Genomic DNA, 3443 nt, shown 5'->3' on the forward strand with positions numbered 1-3443 from the left:
CCGCTCTACACGGCCGGCACCAGCGCTCGCGGCGAGGATCTGATCGACGCCAGCCGCTTCCCGGTATTTGCGGCCGGCCGCGGCGGCGAATACACCTATCATGGGCCGGGCCAGCGGGTCGCCTATGTCATGCTTGATCTGAAGCGGCGGCGTGAGGACGTCCGCGCCTTCGTCGCGGCGCTCGAACAGTGGATCATCGGCACGCTCGCTGCCTTCAACGTGCATGGCGAGCGCCGCGAGGACCGGGTCGGCGTCTGGGTGGTGCGGCCGGATCGCCCTGCCCTGCCGGACGGCTCACTGGCGGAGGACAAGATCGCGGCCATAGGCATCCGGCTGCGGCGTTGGGTGAGTTTTCACGGCATCGCTATCAATGTCGAGCCCGACCTCGACCATTTCAGCGGCATCGTGCCTTGCGGCGTGCAGGACCACGGCGTCACCAGCCTCGTCGATCTCGGCCTTCCCCTGACCATGGCCGACCTTGACCTGGCGCTGAAATCCGCCTTCGAGGATGTGTTCGGTCCCGCCACGGTCTTGCCTGTCGAAGCCGAGCGCAAGGCCGGCTGATTCTTCCGGATCCGGTACGGCTCAAATCAGTTGGGCGGAGGCCCACAATACGCCATAGCCATGGATGGCGAACACTGCCAGCAACGCCGCCGCCATGGCGAGCCGGTCGATGGTGCGGATCGGCTTCAGCTCGTAACGCGGCTTGACCCCGCTGCTCATCGTCAGCAGGCTGAGGATCGAAAACACCGCTCCCGTCGCGAGCAGGAAGTTGGAGGAAAAGCCGGCCTGCCAACCGACAGCCAGGAAAGCCGAGAGCAGGAAGAAGGAAGCCAGCGCCAGCCCGACTGGTCCCGGACAGATCTGGCGCAGCACCTGGCCGCCGTCGAATTTCCACACCGGCACCAGATTGGCGATGTTGAACAGTGCGGCGAAGCCCGCCAGGGTCGCCAGCAGGGCCGCCGCCAGCCGGTGGCCTTCCGCGCCGGCAAAGGTGCTGGCAGCGATCACAACCGGCACCAGGAATGCGGAGAAGCCGGCGCCCATCAGCGCCACGAAAGCCACCTCGAAACGGCTGTCATAGGGCCGCCCGCCAATGGCGATGCCGCCGAGCAGCGGAATGAAGATCATCCGTGCCCGGTTGTGGCCCATAAGCCGGAACGCCGCCATATGGCCAAGCTCATGCAGGGCGACCACCGATGTGAGGATCGCGGCCAGTGCCAGACCGCCGAAGTGAAGGCCGAAGAATGGCCACAGGATCAGCGCCGAAAGCCCGGCAAAGCCAACCTGGCTGAGCGGATGCTCGAACCAACCGCCCTTGCGATACTGCCCGGTCCGCGCCCAGCGCTGCAGCTTGGAGAGTTCGCGGCGCAGGGCGAAATAGCGGAACACCAGGAAGGCGACGCCGCGATAGCGATCCGTCTGGCTGAGCGTCACCCGCGTGCTGGTGCCTTCGGAGACGAGTTCAGCGGTTTCGGAAAAGTCCTTCCAGAACGAAGCGTCGAGCGCGGTGTCCTCGATGACACGCATCGAGAAGCTGATACCTTCGACGACGTCATCAAACCGCGACCTGCGTTCGATCGGCTTGCCGTCGCGACCTTCCCACGACAGCGTCATGCGGGCCACGCCCTCGCCGTCCGGCGCCTCGGCGGAAAGGATCTCACCGGACCAGCCGGCATCGCTGCCGAGCGGCCACAGCGCCTGCCAGAGGCGCTGACGGTCCATCGCCACCAGACGGGTCAGACGGACCGTGCGCAAACCAAGCGGCACGGTCATCAACAGAAAGATCAGCCCGAGATTGCTGGCCACCAGAATGGCCGTGACGATGGGCGACACCTGGACATTGCTCCCTGTCTTGCCGAGGTACCCTAACGTTACGGCGGCAAGAAAAGCTTAACGGCGGAACGGCCGTCGACCGCATAGGACCCGCGGCGGCGAACGCCGCCAAATCACATGGCTCCGATCCAGATCGCCATGGAAACAAGGAACGTGCTCATGCAAACCAGTGAGATGACATCCTGAACCAAATCGGTCATAACTCTCTCCTGTTGTTGATATGTTCGCATTTTGTTCTAATTTTGTTTCAAAGTCAACGGGCACGATCCGCCCGCGCCCGGAATTCCGGGCGATCAAATCGGCAGGGTTAAGGAAAGGTTGATGGGCGAGCGACGGTGCCACGTGGGCTGACCGAAGCCTTATGCGATTAGCCATCGCATCGTCATCCTAGGGCGGAGCAAGGAGCGGAGCGACGCGCGCAGACCCTAGGATCCATGCCGTGACCCAGGGGCGATGCTACGGTGCAGAATTATCGCTCTGATAGAGGTCGCATATCCTCGACCCCTGCATTTGTCTCGAAAGTAACGGCATGGATCCTAGGGTCTACGCTCCGCTCCGCGGAGCTTCGCCCTAGGATGACGACATCAGAGACTAAAGCGGCACCACTTTGCCGTCGGCCAGCGTGACACGCCGGTCCATGCGCGATGCCAGTTCGTGATTGTGGGTGGCGATCAGCGCCGCGAGGCCCGATTGCTTGACCAGCGCCGCCAGCGCCTCGAACACATAGGACGCGGTGACCGGATCGAGATTGCCGGTCGGCTCGTCGGCCAGCAGCACCAGCGGCGCATTGGCGACCGCACGCGCGATGGCAACGCGCTGCTGTTCGCCGCCGGAAAGTTCGGACGGCCGGTGCGACGCGCGCTTGCCGATCTGCATGTAATCGAGCAGCTGCGCCGCGCGCTCGGCCGCGTCCTTGCGGCTGAGCCCCTTGATGAGCTGCGGCATCATGATGTTTTCCAGCGCCGAGAATTCCGGCAGCAGGTGATGGAACTGGTAGACGAAGCCGACATCGTTGCGGCGGATCGCCGTGCGCTCGTCATCGGAGAGCCGCCCGCAGGCACGGCCGGCCAGGATGACGTCGCCGGCGTCGGGACGCTCCAGCAAGCCGGCAGTGTGCAGCAGGGTCGACTTGCCGGTGCCCGACGGCGCCACCAGCGCCACCATCTCGCCGCGCTTCAGCGAGAAATCGGCACCGTTCAGGATGGTGAGCTTGCGCGGCCCCTGGACATAGTGCCGCTCGACGCTCTTCAGCTCGATAATGACCTCGGCCACTATTCGTACCTCAAGGCTTCGACCGGATCGAGGCGCGCGGCGCGCCATGCCGGAAACACCGTTGCCAGGAAGGACAGTCCGAGCGCCATCAGGACGACATAGGTCGTCTCGCGCGGATCCATCTTCGCCGGCAACTGGCTGAGGAAATAAAGCTCCGGATTGAACAGCACCTTGCCGGTCATCCATGAGAAGAACTGGCGGATGGATTCGATGTTGGTGCAGATCAGCACGCCGAGCAGCACACCGGCGAGCGTGCCGGTCACGCCGATCGCTGCCCCCGTCATCAGGAAGATGCGCAGGATGGCGCCGCGCGACGCCCCCATGGTGCGCAGGAT

The 3443-nt window shown here is 64.3% G+C and carries 4 protein-coding genes; 1 reads left to right on the forward strand and 3 read right to left on the reverse strand.

Features of this window, described 5'->3' with window-relative positions:
* A partial coding sequence (gene lipB / locus EN750_RS24460) for a lipoyl(octanoyl) transferase LipB (RefSeq protein ID WP_127397945.1) occupies positions 1–564 on the forward strand: 564 nt, incomplete at its 5' end.
* A gap of 21 nt (positions 565–585) precedes the next feature.
* On the opposite strand, the gene EN750_RS24465 is transcribed toward lipB, so the two are convergent.
* From EN750_RS24465 to EN750_RS24475, 3 genes are all read right to left on the reverse strand, one after another.
* Entirely contained in the window at positions 586–1836 is a 1251-nt protein-coding gene (locus tag EN750_RS24465) for a site-2 protease family protein (protein WP_127397947.1), read from the reverse strand.
* Positions 1837–2427: 591 nt separating this feature from the next.
* The gene (locus tag EN750_RS24470) at positions 2428–3111 is read right to left on the reverse strand and encodes an ABC transporter ATP-binding protein (protein ID WP_174800360.1); all 684 of its coding nucleotides are present in this window, start codon (positions 3109–3111) and stop codon (positions 2428–2430) included.
* The coding region (locus EN750_RS24475) for an FtsX-like permease family protein (protein WP_127397949.1) at positions 3108–3443 on the reverse strand (336 nt) is incomplete at its 5' end. The genes EN750_RS24470 and EN750_RS24475, both read right to left, overlap by 4 nt.

Source organism: Mesorhizobium sp. M7A.F.Ca.ET.027.03.2.1, assembly GCF_003999175.1.
Classification (GTDB): Bacteria; Pseudomonadota; Alphaproteobacteria; order Rhizobiales; family Rhizobiaceae; genus Mesorhizobium.